Raw genomic sequence first — 17,990 nt, forward strand, 5'->3', positions numbered from 1 at the left:
CTCCACAAATTGTGGGCCAGTGGCCCATTTTGGCGCGAACTGCGCCGCCCGTGTCCGGCTATTGCGCGCGGACGGTGGGATTACTGTCGCTAAATCGAGCAAACCATCCAGTGGTGACTGTGATGACCGTGAAGCCCATCAAAAGGTGGGCCTTCAGGGATTTAAACGTTGGGTCCTTTTCATGGCCCCACGCTTGTTTGCCTGTGGTAACGATGTGTGTAAATATTACGGAAAACGTAAATATTGGTCAATACTAAAAATTACGAAAATCGAAAATAATATTTTGGCTAAACGCTAGCATTGATATTTTTGTTCTTCCGGCGGTTGGTCATGAAATTGCCAAAGTTCAATCAAAATAATAGATACACAACTATCTGGTGAATTTTGTGATGCATTTATGCGCATGATGTGATGCCTGATCATCGTTCTGCACACTGTAATGCGATTGCTTTGCCCATAAGGCGGTTGTTTGTTGTGCGTCTTCGGCGGAATCAGCAGAGTTTTGAGGTGTTCAGTATATGAAAAACGGCTTGGGGCGTCATGAATAAAGGTATTTCCTACAAACATATACTGGCATCGCTTGATAGCTCTGAAATTACTTTTAAAGCGTCTTTTCAGAATGCGTCGCCAAATAAGGCGGAAGGCGACTTTCGCGAGCGGTTAGACCGATTAAATCAAATTGAGACTATTGAAACTATGCAGTCACGAAAGGTGTTTAAGGCTGGCCTTATGACGGCATGTACCGCAGATGTACCCAAAGAACAGCCGCAAAAATGTCATCGGTGTATACGGGCGACACGTGCAGGCCAGCGATCTGGTCTTGCATGCCGCTATTGGCAGCTGGCTGTGGATTTGATGCCTGATGACCGATGAAGGACGGTGTCGGTGCTACGCTTATTTCAAAACGTAGGCTCGCAAAGGCGGGGTTTGGCGTTTTCGGCAGCGGGATTAACCAATCTTCCCCTGTTTCGGTTTTATGGTATTGGCGCGGCAACAGGCGTTTTGTGCCGTCGCTGTTATTTTGATTAATCAGGAAAATTGCCCCTGGCACCATTGGATAGAAATGCTTTCTGGGGTCAGCCGCGATAATGATACTGCCTTGCTTGATCTCGTTCTCCAGCACATCATCGCCCATTATATAGGCCGTGAGGCCCTCGGTCGTGTCTGCGTCCGGGGGCGGCGCAACCGACCGGATGGTTGCAGTGTCGAGTAGCGGCAAAATTCGGCCGTCCCCCATCAGGGTGCCCTCGATCGCAATACGCGCTGGCTCGGCGGCTGAAACGTTATCAATTGAAACGTTATCAAGCGGGCCATTATCAATCAGCTCCCCCGCGCTCAGGCTCTCGAGAAGCGATGTCGCAGAAAGGCCAAGAAGGTTCGCAAGCTTCAGGATTTCATCGGATTGAACCTCCCGCGCCCCTTTCAGAATATCGGTTACGCGCGGCGCGGAAATATCCAGCGTCTCGGCAATATCCTTCAGTTTATGACCTTTGGTTTTTAAAAGGTCACGGATCCATTCTTGCGTAGGCATAGATCTATATTACGAATTCCGTAACAAATGTAAATGACGAAAATCGTAAATTTATATTGCAATAAATTACGAAATACGTAAATATATGACCAATCGCTGCTTTTTGCTGCCGCGACCTGCGTTTTATCTGCGCTTTTGGGGCGGGGTCGCAACTAGCGTCTTGGGGGGCGGCGCGACGGTGCTTTCAAACTCGCCTCACGCTGGTGCTTTGGGCGCTGACAAAAGGCGACGCTATGAGCCTATCCCGCACCATTAAACGCGGCCATTAAACATGGTCACTAAACAAGGCCACTATATAAGAGGGAGACAATTTTGGCGGAATTTCCAGCCTTGCCGTTTTTTACCGATGCGTATCTCGCAGACACGATCCATCTGTCGACCGAGGAGCATGGGGCGTATCTTCTGTTGCTGATGACGGCGTGGCGGACCCGCGGGTGTTATCTGCCGGACGATAACAAAATGCTGGCGCGGATCACCCGTACAAGTGCCGCCAAATGGCGCAAACTCAGGCCGACAATGCAGGCGTTTTTCACGGTTGAGGACGGTCGCTGGGTTCAAAAGCGCCTCGTGAAAACCTACAGCGATGTTGAAAAACGGGTCGCGAAAAACCGCATCAACGGCGCGAAGGGCGGGCGCGCAACCGCACGAAAAAATACCGAAACCTCAGGTATGGATGTTTCAGCTAACCCTTTGAAAAATCAAAAGGGAGCGCGGGTAAACGCCCATCGTTCGCCGCAAGCAAAACTTGAGCAAAGCGACCACCAAACCAATCGACAAACCGATCGACAAATCACGGGGCAGCAGGGCAGCGAAGCGGATAGCCAAATGCCGCCAACCAAAACCAGAACCAAATTAAAACAAGAGGCTGAATCCGCGCGCGCTGCATTGCAAAGCGATGTAATGGGGCCTGATACTGCGGGGATAGATACTGGGAAGCGTGATATCGAAGGGCAGGATAGGGATGGGGGCAGTGCGCCTGTACCCGATGAGGGCGCGCCAATCGGGCTTATACGAGAAAGCGTTGCGCCAGAAACTCTATTATCAGAAACATCTGCACCCGAAACACCTTCTCAGAAAACATCTGCACCTGAAAATGCGTCCCCAACGATCAACCGCCCCGATTGGCTGCCGGTGGTCGCTGCTGCCGCTGGCCTTTCGGTAGATCGGGTCAATGAAACGCTCGTTGCCAGTTGGCTCGACGGTGGTGCCGACCTTGAAAAGGATATTCTGCCCACGCTGCGGCGCTTAAGCGCGCGCCAACGGGGAAAGCTTGGCCGTGCGCCGAGCCACCTTGGTTATTATAGCGATGCGGTTTTCGAGGCCAGGGCCACACGCCTCGGCACTGCAGCAGGCAATGGGGTAGGCACCTCTAAAACCACAAGCACATCCACAAAAACAGCGTCCATTCCGCAATCGGAAAAGCAACCGTTTGACGCGAACTCGCTAGAGGATTGGCGGGCGTTCCTCGGTGATGCGAACAGTCGGTTTCGCGGTGATTATCTATCGAAAAACTGGTTCATCAGCCACTGGCACCCAACCTTCCGCGAATGCGACCTGGGGCCAGACCCAAAGCGCGCGAACAACCCTATCATCCCCGATGCGATTTACCGCGAATATGGCAGACGCTGGCATTGGCTCGGCCGCCACGCTGCTGATCAGTCCAGTGATGCCCCCATTCATGTCCCCAGTGAAGCCAAACCAGAGCACAAGCGAAAAGAAAAACCAGAATAAAACCAGACTGATTCAAGAGAACCCCACCATTCCCCAACAATCCCCTACAGCAAAGGCCCCCCACAATGACGGCAAGAGTATCCATGACAAAAAGAGCAAACGAACACGCGCTCGCTAAAACCTGTAAGGATTTAGCGGCAGAAGCCCAAAACCCGACCTGCTATGGCGCAAGCAATTCCTGCCACGGCGCGAACAATACCTGCGCACAAAATACCGTGGACCATAATCATGCTGATAGCCACGACAGCCTTGTTGAAACCCTAAAGGATCGGGTGGAGGCACGCCTGATCAATGCGACCTGGACCCTGCGCCGCATGCCGGACCGCGAAGCGGGGTTTCTTTATGCGCGGCAGTCGATCTGGCCCGAAACGGTGATGAGCAAATATACCGACATGCCCGCAAAGCTATCATCCCTGCAAACGCGCAAGAAAATCAGGCCGAATGCGCGCGAAATCGATGATATGCAGCCCGCGCTTGACCTGTTGCTTTTGTTGCCGGATGTGGCCGACCGCAAGCTTCTTTTCTGGGCGGCATGGCACCAGGCGGGGGAAAAGCAAACCCGCATTCCGTGGGCAAAGGTGCGCGCGAGCCTTCAAACAAACGCATCGCGCTGGACGATGAAGCGCAAATATGATGACGGGCTTAAATGGCTTGCGTCCATCATCGCATTACAGGCGTAGGATATTGGGAGGTAAGTAGTGAATTGGGTGGGTGTGATAGCGGGCCTATCATTTGGGGCCTGTTATCTTGAATCTGGTACGCGGGGCTGGTCGGACACACTGGGTTGAAACGGTATTTTCGTGCCCATAAGCCCATGAGTGAGAGATGACCCGCCAGCCGTGGAGGCAAGGTAAACAAGCGCGAGCAAGGCCATATAAATCGCCATCAGGCCACCAAGAACTTTTAATTTTGCCACTGTCAGGATCATTTTATTTCACCACTGTTTCTTCTATCGCTGCGGGAGATGGCGATGTTTCATCGTCCGACTGTGTTGACAATATATAAGCTGCGCCGAGTGAAACGCTTAGGGCTAGAAAGCAGGCAATCGTTTCATTTTTTGTCATAGATTTCATAACATTTATCCCTTTTTATCGCTGTCGTGGCTCGGGCCTGAATTTTGGCCTATATTTTTAACCTGTATTTTTAGCCATCCCTTTGTGCCGCATTGCACGCATAGTCATGCCGCTTTTTAAGCATCATTTTGATGTCTATTCCTAAAGATGCCCGCTCGCGAAAAACCTTACAAAATTATTTTCCGGCCTGTAGGGTGGGTGTTGAGAGTAAAAAATTGGGGGATATCAATGAATAAGTATTTCGCACCCTTGATGCAGATACGTGTATGTAACTGTTTAATTGTTCCGATAGCTTTGGTTTTGTTGGCTTATGGGGATGCCAATGCTTTTGCGGACGATGCAGAACACGTTGAAGAGCCCAGAGCTTTTACGCGTTCGAAGACGTTGAAGGTACCTGCTGGCTTAACTAAAGATAATAACCCGCAAGCATATTATTTTTTTGATATTGGTATAGACCTGCTGAGCGACAAGCCGGTGTATCGCTGGTTTAATGATCGCCTTGCCACAAGGGAATATAATTCGCGCGAAAGATATAATTTATGTAGTGAACTATTAGAACCGTTTTATATCGGCAATGAAGGCTTTGTTTTGGAGGGAATAGAGACTGGCAATTTTAAAATACAAATGCCTTTTTCTGCTTCAACCAATGTGCCGATGGCATTATCTGCCGTAAGTCGCGAATATCCAGCGTTTCCATTAGACCGCGTTGCTGATTATACGCGCGTAGATAATTCTTTACCCGAGGAGTTGAAGAATTTTGACTGCGGAGAGCGCTGCCCCAATCTTGACCTTAAATATGATCGATTTGCATCCACGTATAAATTACCGGATGCACCTGATGTAGCAAAGAATGCATGGATTATCTATAGCGAGCATAGTTGTTCCGAAAGGACTGGCTCCAGAATTTGTTTAGAGAGAATTGATGCATCAGGAGTATGGAGCATGATTGATGCCCAACATTCTGACTTTAGTGCATTTTACGGGGTTGATGGCGTCACTAACAAGGCTAGTGCAGTTAGCGGTTTTGGAAACAAAATTAGACATTCCAGTCTGAAAGAAATTTCAAATCAGACTATGCGCTCCAAGTACGCACATGGTTCAAGCATTTTGGTCAGAAATAACGATCAGCTTTATATTTATGGTTTCTGGACTTATCCAAATAACAATCAGTTCGTAAACCGCAAAGTGATCGTCCGCAGCGCAAATGGTCAAACTCGAAAGTTAACATACAAAGTTGATACTATTACCAAATTATTCATCCATAAAGTAGATAGGAGCAATGCGCGGATTGATACCCTATGTGATTTTGATTTTTATTTAACTAATTAATATGTTATAATATATCAATATTATAAAGAGGGGTATAGTATGGCGCGTTTATCTATCCGAATGATTGATACACTCATGGCATGCAGGCCACTGTGCGCAGGCAAAGCCTTACCCCGAGTTTCAAGATTTATCTCGCTTTCAATATTTGCCCCGATTCCAATACCTATCTCGCTCTCAAGGTTTATCCCGCTTTCGATTTTCATTCCGGTTTCAAGATTTATTCCGGTCTCCCTTATGGTTTTCCTGTTAGCTTCCCCGTTGGTTTCAGCAAATTCAAGCGCTGTGCATTTAAGGGATGCAGGCATCGATCAGGAAAATGCGCTCAGCGAAAAGGCCGCACGCGATTGTGCGCTGTATCAGGGGGCTATTCCAGTGATCAGGTCCAAATTTGAAGGTATCAAGGAAATCCGGTTCCACAGCAAAATCACCCCGCTGCGGGATGGGGTTAAAGGGGGTAGCCTAACCCTGAAGGATTGCGGGTTTGGCGCCAATGAGCCGGGCATAAAGGTGATGGCCGAATTACAGACACCACAGAGCTTTAATCTCAATTTCACCCCGATTTGGTATTCGAAGCCTGGCCGTAACTACAGTGCCTCTGCGAACATTTATGTCTATTGGTTTGTCGCGGGTTTTCATGGATACCGGATCGATATTAAAGACATAGACACCAACCCCGTTTATACCATCAGCGATGTGATTTATTTGCTTGATGATCCTGTTATGTGTCGTAAGCTTCCAATTCCTGAACGCTGTCGCGACAAGAAAGACCCGATGGATTTATATTTATGTACGGTAGCGCACTATCATTACCACCAGCCCTCAGATAATGTTTGCTTATTGAGGCATCACCAGTGACGAAATCACAGCCTGAGTTTAACGCAAAATCAAAACCGAAAATACAGGATGAATGGCTCCTGATGCCCTTTAGGGATATGGACAAGGTGATGAAATATGCGATTGCCTGCAACCTTGAGGCCGACATGCGGCGCGAGCGCGGTAATATCATTTTTCTTGAAGGATTGCTGGTGTTCCTGGCGGTCGGGTGGTCGATGACGGGTGGGATCGGTAAAGGTGCGGTGACCCTTGTTTTGGGTTTGGTACCCCTTGGGTATCACCTATGGCAGCGGCGGCTGCGCACGCGCTGGCTTAGGGAAAACGAACAGGCGCTTAATTGGTACCGCGTGCATGCAGAACAAGACCTGCGCCCCACACCGCTATACCGATGGATGCTTGGGAAATACTGGCCGGGGCTGGTTTTCATGGCCCTTATCCTCGCGCTCTTGTTCACACTCAATCACTATGGACTAGTGAAGGGGGCATAGTTCGCAATTCTCTAGGTGCTTTTATCCATATTCACCATTCTGCAAGGTTTGTCTGCTATCCATAAATGCGTGTAAAATATAGTGATCCGAAATTGGGGGAATAGGATGTTTGAAACATTGTTTCTAAGCGCACGTGCGAAAGAGATTATTGCAGATTTGAAGGCAAAAGATGATTTCAGGCCGGAGGGGTTAAGGATACTGCGGAAACGTTATTGTCTGATAGTGATCGTATTGTTGGCAGTAATCGCAGTATCTTCGTCAATGTCCATTTTAACTGGGCATAAATTTTGGATTTGGATTAACTTAATCAGTCTTGGCCTTTTTATCCTATATCACCTAATCGGTAAAATCGAAGTGATTTTCTTGACCTCCGTTGGAACTTTGGCGGAAGGAACAATTGTATGGGTACGTCATCGGCCAATTGATGCTGCTGGATGGGTTGTGTCAGTTGATTGGCAAGGCCCGGACGGTAATATTTGTAATCGCAGGTTAAAACATCTTCATAAACCAATGGTTCCTGACAACATCAAAGCAGGTGATAAAGTTACAATAGTTTATCAAAGTGATTATCCAAAGCGGTATGGAATTGTTTTTCCACCGTACTCTAAGTTTATTATCAGTAAATCCAGATATGAAATGTTAAAAGATAGACCATTTTCTTGTAGCGCCTGAGTATGGGCAATGTGAATGCGCAGTGCTATGGTAGGGGATGAAAATGCCCGAAATCACTCCGGTTTTGATCCTTGAGTATTATGGTGCCATGAACCTAATCGCCTTTTGTATTTATGGGTTTGATAAATTTCTGGCGGTGCGGGGGCTGCAGCGAATATCCGAGCGAAGTTTGCTCATATTGCCCTTGCTAGGTGGGATTTTCGGTGCGTTCTTTGCAATGAAACTGTTCCGTCATAAAACCGCCAAACGGTCTTTTAATCGTGGGTTTACGATCGTCAGCATCCTGCATATCGTTGTGATATTGCTGGTATATTATCGGCATGATATTGGTATCTTTGTACCAGTTTTTTGAGGCTCGATTAGAGGTTTCATGCCTTGCCGATATCGCCGAACGCGCCATCATATGCTCTTTAACACATGATATGATTTATCATTGTCTAAAATACTAATTTGTTATAATATAACGAAATACGATATAGGCTTTTCATATTCTCGGTTTTTGCGGCTACGATTGCTGCGCTTTCATATTTTGGGGTGTGGGGCAGGGCGTTTGATGATGCCTCGACGCTTCGGCTTGAACGCCATGACCCCGAACCCCTTTCGGATGCAGAGCAACGGTTGGCGCAAAAGGGCGGGTTTTATGATCCTTTTATGGAATTGCAATGGTCTGATGTCAGGCGTGAATGCGCGGTCTATCAGGCCGCGCTTGGTAAATTGCGATTAGCCATCAATACGCTGGACCCCATCAAACTGCTGTCGACCACCGTACAGAATGAACGCGCACATGGTGCTAATCTGTATCTTGCGCGGCATCGGGGCGATAGCGCGAAATCGTTTTCGCTCCATTTATGCAATTTCCCCGGGTGGTATAATTATGAGTTGATCGATGCGTTCAATGGGCAGCACAAGGGTGTTATGTTTTCTGATATTGATTTTCAGGCATCGGGGACATATGCCCATTTTGAAATCAAGCATGAAACTGGTCATTTGACCATGGATGCAAGGATGGTCAACGTGGATAATCGATGGGAAGTGGGCGAAATTTCATATCGGCCCATACCAGTGTGTTTTTGTGGTGGGCCCTGGTTTGACAGAAAACCCATCCTCCAACCCCTTAGCGAAATCCGCGCAGCGTTTCGGCCGTAACCTCAGGTAAATTCGGTAAGGCGGCGCATCCACCCAAGCAGGAATTTTTTCTGTGATGGTGTTTCATTAACCCAATTGATATAGTGATTAAGGCGCTCGTTTACGATGGCGGGTAGAATAAGGTCGCCAGCTTGTGTGTAAGCATCATCCAAGGTCGCGCGGGTGTTGGGGCCAAAACCTCCGTCGACGGCCAAATCCTTATCGAAATGCTTATTAAGCGCACGCTGAAGGAATTTAACGGCACTGCCCGGGCCGTGGTTAACCGCGCTATCGAACATCAGGGTTTGAAGGCTCGGGGGCAATTGGTCAAGCCTTGGGCCAACAAGGTAGTTTTTGCGGTAAATTTCGCGCGCTTCATTTTCGCTCAGGTTCCTGACATCATCAACGCTCACATCCGCGCCGCGATAGTGCTTGAGCGCGGCGATCGTAATCCCGAAATTGGTGGCACCACCACGGTCATCAGGATCGTTCACAAACCCACCTTCGCGGCGGAGGATATCATCCAGCATTTCGTCAACGGTTGTCATGATGTATCTCCTTGTGGGATATCCTAACACTCCTATCCCATAAGGAATGTGATGTGGGTCACGGCAGCAAAATTATCACCATGCTATTGTCATCCCCCTTAAAAAAGGGGAAAGATGATGGCAGATTCAGACCAGCAAAATGGCACACCAGATGATGCAGTTGATATTGTCCTTGAGAAACTTATCCAGGAACGGGCCAAGAAAGGTATTGTCGAAAGGATAACCGCTATTACGGCTTTCGTCGCTGCGATTGGTGCATTTGCCACAGCAATTGTTTCAATTGCTACAGCGCTTGAAACGCGCAGCAGTCAGGATGATCTTGCTGCCACTCAAGCCCGATTGGACGCCCAGCAAATAAAATTGGATACAAACGATTACAAGATAAATGAAAATGCACGAATTGTGAGACTATACAGAGCTCAAGGGCGCGGATGTTCGACTATTCCGTTTGATGAGATCGCTCGGTGGAATAGATACAGCATGTGCATGGGGGTCGCTGAAGATTTTGATCAGTTTAAAACGATTGATGATCAAACCCGTTTAATGTGCTTAGAACAGCATAGTTACTGTGATGCAAAGCCTACAGATAGTGATCAATCGCAAAATTAACTCGTCTATGTCATTACCCGAAATCGCCGACTCATGGGGATTTTGGCCCCTGTTGACAGCGTTAGCGTTTTATCGCCGTTTCCTGTGGGGGTTGCGGCGGTAATGCGGGCCGTGTTCACGATATAGGATCGGTGGACCTGCTGAAAGCTATCCGGCAGGCGGTTGCTGATCGCCTTCAGGCTAGATCTGATCAGATAATCATCATCGCCGATGTGGAGCGACAGGTAATTGCCCGCCGCCTCGATATAGTCAATGTCATCGGGGTTCAGGTAAATTTCGCCGTCCCGTGTTTTGACGGTCAGTTTCGGAAACTCTTGTGCTGGTTGTTCCGATTTCGCGGTACCGCGCGATTGATAGTGTTCCAATATAATCCTGAATGCGTATGCGTACACGAGGATCGTTAAATACCCGCGCCAGTCCTTTGAGTATTCATAAACGAGTTCGCTTAAAACACCCCAGGGCCAGCTGCCGAAATTATAATCACCGCCGATGGCGAAATAGGTGATTTCCCGAATGAACACCATCCCACCGACGTGGATTAGGGAAAAGGCAACACTGCCGGCGAAATGCATGGCAAGGTAGCGGATAGGCGTCACGCTGCCGAGCGGGAATAGCTGATCCAGCCGCAAGACAAGCGGGATCAATGCAAGCGTCAGCATTGCGCTTGAGGCTTCCCATAAATAGGGTTCCCACGCTTGAAAGTCGGTAACGCCGTTGCGGGCAAATTCAGTGTTTTGGGCGCCAGCGTCAAAGATTACGTTCGTTGTCAGAAACGCAGTCCACAGGATTGCCCCGATCCAAAACCGATCCCGCCATACATTCAAGGCCATGATGCCCCCATTATCCCCAAATTGTGTGTTGCTTGCATTTGCCGTTCATCCCCTCAGTCGTGCCCTTTATCCCGTTGGCTAAAATCCCGTCGCCGTTTGTACCACGGGGTGTGCCGTTTGTCCCAAGTTGCTGTTTTTAAGCGGATTTTTCAACCTAATTTCACGAAGTAATCAGAGATAAGGCGAATTGAAAGCCACATGAGTTAGCCCAGATGAGTTAGCGAGGATGTACCGTAAAAATGACCACACATACTGATAAAGCCAATGACCCCAAGGGCCCCGATGACCCCATTGATCCAGGCAGCCTTAAAGCGAGCTACGCTGGCCCTGCCAGCACTATGCCAGCGCGGCGGTATGATATCGATGCATTGCGCGTTGGGGTGTTTGGCCTGTTGATCCTCTATCATGTTGGTATGTTTTATGTCAGCTGGGGGTGGCATGTGAAAAGCAGCCATGCCCCGCTATTGTGGCTGGAAAACCTGATGCTGTTATCGAACCCATGGCGGTTACCGCTGTTGTTCCTGATCTCTGGCCTGTCGGTTCGCCTTGCGTGGGATAAATATCGGTTTTTGCGGCTTTACGCCAAGCGGATTGTGCGGCTTTGGGTACCGCTATTGTTTGCGATTTATTTCATCTGCGCGCCACAGCGTTATTTCGAGGCTGTTGAGGGCGGGTTTATTTCCATGTCTTTCACGGAATTTTGGCCCAGATATATCGCAGGCGCAGACGATATGGGCGTGAATGTGCCGGATTATACCCACATGTGGTTTATTGATTTCCTGCTGGTCTTCACGGTTATCCTTACGCCTGTTTTCGCTGGCCTAAAACGCCTGCAAACGTTTGATCTTGGGGCGCGCTCAGCGAAATATATCCTGATTATTCCCATGATCTTTTTCACCCTATTGGCGGGGGCGCTGCGCGAAGACGAGGTCAGCCATTATGTGTTCGGGGCGCAGTTTAATACGCCCTATTATGCGGCGATGTATATACTGGGATTTCTGATCGGCGGAAAGGATGGGTTCTGGGCAGCGATTGACCGCTATAAGCGTGTGGGGCTTGGTTTCGGGCTTGGGCTATGGGCCTTTATGATTATCTGCCGGAACACGATCGGGTATGACTGGATACCGGATGGTCGCCTGTTCTGGGGGGCGTATCATGCCTGTGTATGGGGCTGGATTATTGGCATACTGGGGTTTGCCCGCAAATATCTGAACAAGCCAAATCCCTATATTCACTATTTCAACGGTGCGGTGTTCCCCTATTATATTGTGCATCAAACGATCATTATTGTTGCCGGGTTTTACCTGACGCGGATGAATATCCCGCTGGATGTGGAAGCAAGCATGCTGATTTTCATAACCGTTCTGGGTTGTATGCTAAGTTACGAATGTATCCGCCGTATCATGCCGCTTCGCCCCTTATTTGGTCTTTCGCTATTCACACAGTCATCGGCGCGGAAATAGAGACTTTCTGACGTTCCATGCGGTTATCAAAAAAGTTTAATGATAAAGTCATAAAGATGGTCAGATATTGGATTAAAGGTTCAAAACTGTTGAATATAGGGCTTTGATATCAGAAAAAGAGTGTTATGGTTGTATTCTGATAAAGCTTGAGAGAGCATGAGAGTGGCCGGGCTTATTAGTTTGCTACGCTTTTATAATGAATGCGGCTTCGGGGGGAGTGGTAATGAATTTTTTAAAACGCATTTTTGCGCAGGATACGGAAGCGCATGCTGATGCGCCGTCGAAAGACGGGTTTTTGTTATCGCAGGAACGGGTGGATGCCCTGCGGGCTGCGATGAACGCTGCCAATATCTGCGATCCGATCAATCTGGAAGTGCTGGGTGATCTTTCGATGGAAGAGCGAGAGGAATTTGCCTTTCGCACTGGCACGCTCGCGCTTTATGTGGGGTCTGAGGAAGTCGGCGAATTGCAGGCGTCTGAGGAACAGGCCGCCCTAAAGGCCATGCCCAAAGGGTACGGTCTTGATCAACTGAATGGCATTAATGTTGGCTGTGGTGGCCGCATTGTCGATGAGCAGATCACCCCCATTGATATTATGCGCTGCCCGATGGGCGCAAGCGGCGAGCACGCAGAACATACCCCGCGTGCCCTGTTGGCGCTGCCGGATGCATTGCCGTTTCGTGAAAACAGCCTCGATTTCATCATTGCGCTTCATATGCTGGAGCATGTGGGGAACCCGCACGAGGTGATCCGCTATTTCCTATCCCTATTAAAACCGGGCGGCGGTATCGGTATTGTGGTGCCCGATTGGCGCTATACGTGGGATGCGCGCCATGATGTGGCGGAATTCGGCCATAAATGGAACTGTACACCCGCGCTCGTGCAGTCGCTTTATGACGAGCACTGGGCAGACCTGTGTGACCTTGAGGCGCTTGATACCTACCGCCATAAAATGTCGTTTGATTTTGTCCTCCGGAAGCATGGGGATTTCACGCCCTTCGATGTTACCAAGGCCCCGCGCCAGAAAAGTGGCAAGGAACTATCAGACGAGGGCGCGTTCCTCCACGGGGAATAGAACCCTGTTGTGGGAATAAAACCGTCGTGCGTTGATAAGGCAAAATTCCCACAGGGATGAGCGAAACAATATTCTTATGCCACAGCGGTCAGAAGTTTTTTGGCCGCAGGACATAAAGATCCTGATTGTTTTGGTTTTTACCCTGATGGAAAAATAGAATATCCCATTTGTCGCACAGGTTTTTCATAACCCAGTCGGGTCGGAAATAGCTGTTGCCCCAGGCAACATCCAACAGGCTTTGGTCTTTCTCGCTCCTTTTTACCGTTTCTTCAAACACAAAATCCGCACCCAGCAAGCCTTCAAACAAGGCCCGAACCCGTTTTGGTGATTTTCGTTTATGGACCAGATTATGCAAAATTGAATTCAGGCCATGGGTGGTAAAAAACAGCCAGCCACCGGGCTTGATAATGCGGTGCATTTCGTCAAACCATTCAAGCGCGGAAAAATCAGCAAAATGGGACCAGATTGAAATCGCGGTGACACCGTCGAACATATTATCGGAAAAGCGAAGCGGTGGGTTCGCGGCACTGACGGAAAACTGTGCGCCCTTAATATTATCCGATGCCCAGTCTATGGCGCTTTCAATCGGGTCAACGCCGTAAAACTGGCTTTTGGGGTGCACGGCCTTCAGAATACGGATCAGGGAACCTGAGGAACAGCCAAAATCCAGATAATTTTCGCCTTCCTTGTGATTGATCCCTGATTTTCTGAGCGCTTCCGTGACCATTTCAGAACTGTAAATATCCCCAACCCACAGGGGGTCACCCTTTTGCATGCGGTGAATATTATCGGGCGGCACAATGTTCGAAAGGCCAGTGGCGGCGCGAACCTCGGCGCTTTGATGCACCGCGGTCTTCACATCCTTCCACATGTCGGTCATAGAGCCATCGGTGCTGGAGCAGGTTTTCATCGCATCCGGCAGCATGGCATGAAAATGTTTGCGCAGAATATTTGCCTGATCCCAATTGGTTTCCACATAATTGGCGAGGAAGGCATCGAAATAGCGCTGGAAAACATCCCAGTCTGCATCTTTTGGGATAATGTTGGGCCAATGTCCGCCCTTTAAAACGCGGACATGGGGGTCATAGGGGGCGATTTCCTGATCGTGGATACCCGGTAGACTATCGGCATTGTGGGTGGCGGATGCGCCGCTGGCTTCTGTTGCACCGCCTTGTTGCGCAGGTGGTGATTTTGATACTTGTTTCTTCTTACTGGAACTTTTCCATTTTCCCCAAAAAAAGGTCATTTTGTCTACTCTCTTATCAATACTGCTCATCAACTTTGGCTGATCAATATTGGTCGATCAGCATACACACATAAATAAGGGGGTAGGTTGCGGTATCCCGCTCTATCAATTCGTGATTGGCTGATGCTACTCAATTCAGCCGTTCACACCCCCAATCGGTTTCATGACCAATAGAACAAAACGGGTGTTCTGTGTCATGCTTACCTCGAATTGATAGTCATAAAAGAATGATGATGAAAAGCAATCTATAATCGCAGAATATTTGATTGGGCGTGTATCACTCGGGCGCGATTATATTGAAGATTGTGAAATATTCCCCATATCCTGTGTATGAACGAAAGTGGGGGATATGATTAAACGGTACAAGGCATCAGAGGAAATCCTGAATTTACGAATTGGGATAGAGGTGTTTTTCGAGGCACTTGGCTGGATTGTTGATATCATCACAGGGATTGCCGAACTCAGCATTTTCAAAAACCGAAAATGGCGCGCTGCGTTGATAACAATTATCTTAATCGTGCCAGCGGTTGCATTTTTGTATTTCCTGTTTTCGAAGCTATAGAGTATCGGTATTTGGGGCTGTGTAATCAGATGGGGGACGCATGAAATCATATGTCAGGATAAAGGCCTTTGTCGGGTTGATACCTCTAGCGATTGGTATTCTTCAGCTATTTGACTATGTACCATTCTCTAGCTGCGCTTCTGTCAAGATACATATGGAATTATACTAATCTATTGTAATATAATATATTTTTAAAGCCATATTGTTGACCATCGAACATAGGAAATCAGCATCATAGATATACATCTATGATGTTTTATCGTTTTAGATAAGTTGTAGTTCCAGCGTCAGGATCACTAATCTCTTCGTAGCCATCTCAGGATAAATAGCATTCCCGGAGCTACATTTTGTCGTTCAATCAGAACAAGCTGGCGGGGCCAATAAGGTTTACGGTTTCTCGATAACAAGTTATTGGAACCACCTGGACAATACGCCACTCACCATGCTCGCCGTCCTGCGCAGGACACTCTGGCTGAAATCATCAGAGTATTTCCTAATCTCAACTATCTAAGTTGCCTCAGTTAAGAGTGTCGCGTTCTAGGTTTTTCTCAAAAGCTTCCAACACCTGCTTAGTAAAACCGTTTACGTTCTGCCACCCACTAACGTTCGTAAAAACGGCGATAGAAACATCGGTTTCAGGTAATAAAATTACCAATGTGGTCGTTCCTTCCTGAAAGCCTCCATGGCCTAAAGAACCGGGAAACGCCCCCATGAAGTCAACTCCATGGCCGTAACCAGCGTTGATTTCTTCCCCGTCATTGTTGCGAGGCAAACTAGACATAAGTTCAATCGTCGATGCATTGACTAATGCACCTTGATCAAAAGCTTGAGAAAATTTCACAATATCTGTGGCAGTCGAGAGATGTCCACCTGCTGGTAGGTTTTCACTAACATCTCTTTCGGGAGCAAACACTGGTTTACCTGTACTATCAAACTGATAGTACGTGGCTCGCGCTTCAAGTGCTTTAGCACTGTCGTCTACCGTTGTAGAGGACATACCGGCAGGCTCAAAAATGAATTCACGCATTATCGTGTTATAGGGTTTATCTGCTGCGCCACGAAGAACACATCCTAATACCCGGTATCCAAAGGATGTATATTGATGTCTCGTTCCCGGTTCAAAACGTAGCGGATCATCTTTGAATGGCCCCAATGGAGCGATTACATCAGTATATCGAGTAGTATAGCTATCCTCAATACGTTTTGCCCAAGCTTCGACTTTCTCATATTCTTCATCTGTCGCCGCTCGGTGCCGAGCACCATTTAAGAAGGCATAATGACGTATTCCTGACGTATGGGATAAGAGTTGCCTTGTCGTTATCGGCCATGGTTTTTCTGGAAATTGAGGGCAGTATGTTTGGATCGGTGAATCTAAATCAACTGCACCTTCTTCAACTAACCTCATCGTTGCCGTACCTGTTAACCACTTAGAGATCGACGCAGTTCTATATAATGTATTTGTTGTTGCTAACTTTTTTGCCGCTAGGTCACTGTGACCATAAGCTTTCTCAAAAACAACATCCCCTTTATATCCGATGGCGATTTGTAAGGACGGTAAACTGTTTCGTTTAATTGTGCCTTCAGCCAATAAATCTATATCGCTTTGAAGATTTTCCGTTTTATCTTGCGCCGCAGAAAGTGGTACAATGCCCGCTGCCAGAAAACCAAATATTAGAAGAACTTTTAACATATATTTACTACCCCTTTGAACAATCGCCCTATTTTATAGATACCCTTTATAACGCTAAATTCTATGTAATTAATATTCGTAAAACTATTTATCTAAATAGTTAGGACATTACTTTCTCTAAAGCTGGCGTTACATCAATATCTGCAAGCTTTCTCACAACAGCATCCCGCCAGCGGCCTCGTGATTGATGAAATCCTGAATGGCAGAGACAACGCGGCCCTTGGGTGTTCCCTTGTTTTCATGCTGATTGGTGCTGTTTGCCATAATCTGTTCCCCTCTACCGGCTATGGTTGATCCCCCCTAATGTACGCATTCTGGCCCTGAAACTGTTCGGGTTTATCTTACTCTATCATATTTTACGGTAGGGCGCGCATTTGGTTTCATTACAATCAGTGGGCTACCTTAACCCTTGCAGAAAAAGGAAACCCCGAAGCTTCAGAGAGTGGGGAGGAGGAGCTTCGGGGCGGGAAGAGTAACTTGGAAAAAGTATCTCAGAAAATATAAATAATTTTAGAGGGTAAGGCATTGGGATTTGCCTTACAGCCGTGTATCTATGGGCCTTCTATGACAGTGATATGACGGAATTTAGTCAGTTTTAATATTTTTGATCTTTTATGCTATGAAGGAATATTAGCAGACATCGTATGAGGGTTGGGGACCTTGATCATTCAGTATAAAACAGCGAAAAAACTGGCGGGTATCAGTATATTGATTGCCGCTGTGCCAGTGATGCTATTCGTGTTATTTGGCTCGATTGTTCCTACCATAAATGATGTATCTGAAGTTTCTTTTGGTGAAGCTGTAATCAGTTTCGGGGCAGACCTTTTTTCTTTTATCATTGGAGTGGGGTTTTTCTTTGTCGTACCTATGATGCCAGCGTTTTTTGCATATTTTGTTCCTGTTCCATATCTTGCTCCAAACCCTCTTTATGCGGTGGGGCCTGCGCTTTCATACGTTGCATGGTTTAGCTATATGCTAATTTATTTGCGTGAAGATGCATTCGCGCCAGTAATACTTGTTTTTTATGGTTTGCCTTCTGCGCTTTTGGTGTGCTTGTTGACATATGTTGTTTTCAAAATATTGGGGGTCAAGGTTACGGAAAAACCTGCAAAGAAGGATGCCGTGATCACGAATTCGTAATCAGTATCAAAAAGGTAAAAAAAAGCTTGCACCCAGGGGGGCAA

The 17,990-nt window shown here is 47.6% G+C and carries 21 protein-coding genes; 14 read left to right on the plus strand and 7 right to left on the minus strand.

Translation table 11 applies throughout. The features are described from left to right. Positions 1-19: 19 nt before the first annotated feature. On the plus strand, positions 20-298 hold the full coding sequence (locus KFF44_RS04450; protein WP_255937663.1) for a hypothetical protein: 279 nt from the start codon (positions 20-22) through the stop codon (positions 296-298). 429 nt (positions 299-727) lie between these two features. Here KFF44_RS04450 and KFF44_RS04455 read toward each other — a convergent pair whose 3' ends face one another. Then, the gene (locus KFF44_RS04455) at positions 728-1,531 is read right to left on the minus strand and encodes a helix-turn-helix transcriptional regulator (RefSeq protein WP_255937665.1); all 804 of its coding nucleotides are present in this window, start codon (positions 1,529-1,531) and stop codon (positions 728-730) included. A gap of 312 nt (positions 1,532-1,843) precedes the next feature. Between KFF44_RS04455 and KFF44_RS04460 the strand changes: the two genes are divergently transcribed. Both KFF44_RS04460 and KFF44_RS04465 read left to right on the plus strand, forming a co-directional pair. Beyond that, positions 1,844-3,262, plus strand: a complete 1,419-nt coding sequence (locus KFF44_RS04460; protein ID WP_255937666.1) for a DUF1376 domain-containing protein — start codon at positions 1,844-1,846, stop codon at positions 3,260-3,262. Between the two features lie 83 nt (positions 3,263-3,345). Continuing rightward, entirely contained in the window at positions 3,346-3,942 is a 597-nt protein-coding gene (locus tag KFF44_RS04465; protein ID WP_255937668.1) for a hypothetical protein, read from the plus strand. Between the two features lie 62 nt (positions 3,943-4,004). On the opposite strand, the gene KFF44_RS04470 is transcribed toward KFF44_RS04465, so the two are convergent. Continuing rightward, complete coding sequence (locus KFF44_RS04470; protein ID WP_255937670.1) at positions 4,005-4,178, minus strand: hypothetical protein; 174 nt, start codon at positions 4,176-4,178, stop codon at positions 4,005-4,007. Positions 4,179-4,191: 13 nt separating this feature from the next. After that, positions 4,192-4,335: a hypothetical protein gene (locus tag KFF44_RS04475; protein WP_255937671.1), complete on the minus strand. Its 144-nt coding sequence runs from the start codon at positions 4,333-4,335 to the stop codon at positions 4,192-4,194. Positions 4,336-4,563: 228 nt separating this feature from the next. On the opposite strand from KFF44_RS04475, the gene KFF44_RS04480 reads away from it, so the two are divergent. From KFF44_RS04480 to KFF44_RS04505, 6 genes are all read left to right on the plus strand, one after another. Beyond that, positions 4,564-5,664, plus strand: coding sequence for a hypothetical protein (locus KFF44_RS04480; RefSeq protein WP_255937673.1), 1,101 nt, complete (start codon positions 4,564-4,566; stop codon positions 5,662-5,664). 39 nt (positions 5,665-5,703) lie between these two features. Continuing rightward, on the plus strand, positions 5,704-6,519 hold the full coding sequence (locus KFF44_RS04485) for a hypothetical protein (RefSeq protein WP_255937675.1): 816 nt from the start codon (positions 5,704-5,706) through the stop codon (positions 6,517-6,519). Further along, positions 6,516-6,986 (plus strand): hypothetical protein, encoded by a 471-nt coding sequence (locus tag KFF44_RS04490; RefSeq protein ID WP_255937677.1) that lies wholly within the window; start codon positions 6,516-6,518, stop codon positions 6,984-6,986. Before KFF44_RS04485 ends, KFF44_RS04490 begins: the two co-directional genes overlap by 4 nt. A gap of 105 nt (positions 6,987-7,091) precedes the next feature. Continuing rightward, positions 7,092-7,658, plus strand: a complete 567-nt coding sequence (locus KFF44_RS04495; protein WP_255937678.1) for a hypothetical protein — start codon at positions 7,092-7,094, stop codon at positions 7,656-7,658. A gap of 43 nt (positions 7,659-7,701) precedes the next feature. Further along, positions 7,702-8,010, plus strand: a complete 309-nt coding sequence (locus tag KFF44_RS04500) for a DUF1294 domain-containing protein (RefSeq protein ID WP_255937680.1) — start codon at positions 7,702-7,704, stop codon at positions 8,008-8,010. Positions 8,011-8,192: 182 nt separating this feature from the next. Further along, on the plus strand, positions 8,193-8,804 hold the full coding sequence (locus KFF44_RS04505; protein WP_255937682.1) for a hypothetical protein: 612 nt from the start codon (positions 8,193-8,195) through the stop codon (positions 8,802-8,804). 2 nt (positions 8,805-8,806) lie between these two features. Here the strand turns inward: KFF44_RS04505 and KFF44_RS04510 are convergent, their stop codons facing one another. Further along, complete coding sequence (locus KFF44_RS04510) at positions 8,807-9,331, minus strand: glycoside hydrolase family 108 protein (RefSeq protein ID WP_255937684.1); 525 nt, start codon at positions 9,329-9,331, stop codon at positions 8,807-8,809. A 114-nt stretch (positions 9,332-9,445) separates the two neighbouring features. Here KFF44_RS04510 and KFF44_RS04515 point away from each other — a divergent pair, with 114 nt between their 5' ends. Further along, positions 9,446-9,940 carry a hypothetical protein gene (locus tag KFF44_RS04515; RefSeq protein WP_255937685.1) on the plus strand — a complete coding sequence of 165 codons (495 nt, stop codon included), beginning with the start codon at positions 9,446-9,448 and terminating at the stop codon, positions 9,938-9,940. 5 nt (positions 9,941-9,945) lie between these two features. Here the strand turns inward: KFF44_RS04515 and KFF44_RS04520 are convergent, their stop codons facing one another. Continuing rightward, complete coding sequence (locus KFF44_RS04520) at positions 9,946-10,770, minus strand: LytTR family DNA-binding domain-containing protein (RefSeq protein WP_255937687.1); 825 nt, start codon at positions 10,768-10,770, stop codon at positions 9,946-9,948. A gap of 239 nt (positions 10,771-11,009) precedes the next feature. Between KFF44_RS04520 and KFF44_RS04525 the strand changes: the two genes are divergently transcribed. Next, positions 11,010-12,233 (plus strand): acyltransferase, encoded by a 1,224-nt coding sequence (locus KFF44_RS04525; RefSeq protein ID WP_255937688.1) that lies wholly within the window; start codon positions 11,010-11,012, stop codon positions 12,231-12,233. 223 nt (positions 12,234-12,456) lie between these two features. Then, complete coding sequence (locus tag KFF44_RS04530) at positions 12,457-13,308, plus strand: methyltransferase domain-containing protein (RefSeq protein ID WP_255937689.1); 852 nt, start codon at positions 12,457-12,459, stop codon at positions 13,306-13,308. Between the two features lie 88 nt (positions 13,309-13,396). On the opposite strand, the gene KFF44_RS04535 is transcribed toward KFF44_RS04530, so the two are convergent. Beyond that, entirely contained in the window at positions 13,397-14,554 is a 1,158-nt protein-coding gene (locus tag KFF44_RS04535; RefSeq protein ID WP_255937690.1) for a class I SAM-dependent methyltransferase, read from the minus strand. Positions 14,555-14,903: 349 nt separating this feature from the next. Between KFF44_RS04535 and KFF44_RS04540 the strand changes: the two genes are divergently transcribed. Then, positions 14,904-15,116 (plus strand): hypothetical protein, encoded by a 213-nt coding sequence (locus KFF44_RS04540; protein ID WP_255937691.1) that lies wholly within the window; start codon positions 14,904-14,906, stop codon positions 15,114-15,116. Between the two features lie 517 nt (positions 15,117-15,633). Here the strand turns inward: KFF44_RS04540 and KFF44_RS04545 are convergent. Continuing rightward, positions 15,634-16,806, minus strand: coding sequence for a serine hydrolase (locus KFF44_RS04545; protein ID WP_255937692.1), 1,173 nt, complete (start codon positions 16,804-16,806; stop codon positions 15,634-15,636). A 660-nt stretch (positions 16,807-17,466) separates the two neighbouring features. Between KFF44_RS04545 and KFF44_RS04550 the strand changes: the two genes are divergently transcribed. Further along, positions 17,467-17,946 (plus strand): hypothetical protein, encoded by a 480-nt coding sequence (locus KFF44_RS04550; RefSeq protein WP_255937694.1) that lies wholly within the window; start codon positions 17,467-17,469, stop codon positions 17,944-17,946. Positions 17,947-17,990 lie beyond the last annotated feature (44 nt).

Source organism: Kordiimonas sp. SCSIO 12610 (assembly GCF_024398015.1).
In the GTDB taxonomy this organism is placed as follows: Bacteria; Pseudomonadota; Alphaproteobacteria; order Sphingomonadales; family Kordiimonadaceae; genus CANLMI01.